General features: G+C 34.4%; 2 protein-coding genes. Both read left to right on the top strand.

Annotation, left to right across the window (positions count from 1 at the left end):
• Nucleotides 1-142: hypothetical protein (locus HRG09_RS29785; RefSeq protein WP_174104103.1), on the top strand; the 142-nt coding region annotated here is incomplete at its 5' end.
• 124 nt (nt 143-266) lie between these two features.
• On the top strand, nt 267-590 hold a 324-nt coding region (locus tag HRG09_RS28335), incomplete at its 3' end, for a glutaminase (protein ID WP_174104104.1).

Below are 590 nucleotides of genomic sequence, written 5' to 3' on the forward strand. Positions count from 1 at the left end.
GGCCTTTGCTGCGTTACAAGATTACATGAAACAGAAAAAAGCTGGTAAAGATCCTATTTTTTATAAAGAAAGCATTAAAGGGCTTGAAAACATTGAAGGTTGGGAGCATTATCAGGACACTTCAAAAAAGAAAAGTATGTAACAAGAAAGATATTCAGACTGTGATATGTCTGAATATCTTTCTTGGTTCTAGTGCAAATATTATTGATTATAATAAAGAAAAAATAATTCTATACAACGTTAATAGTACGGAGGAATATGGTTAAATGATAAAGAAGTCTAGTGTTCAAGTTGAGAGTCAAAAAAAAGCTTACTTAGATCAATGGGTAGCTCATTATCGATCCTATGCTTCTAAGGGACAAAGCGCCAGTTATATTCCCGCTTTGGGGAAGATAAATTTATCGCAATTAGGTATTTGTATAGTAGAGCCAGATGGAAAAATGATAAAGTCAGGGGATTGGGAGGTACCTTTCACCTTACAAAGTATATCAAAAGTAATCGGCTTTATAGCCGCTTGTTTAAACAGAGGTATTTCTTATGTATTAGAGCGAGTTGATGTAGAACCAACTGGAGATGCCTTCAATTCGATC

The organism is Bacillus sp. Xin1, assembly GCF_013314535.1.
Taxonomy (GTDB): Bacteria; Bacillota; Bacilli; order Bacillales; family Bacillaceae_G; genus Bacillus_A.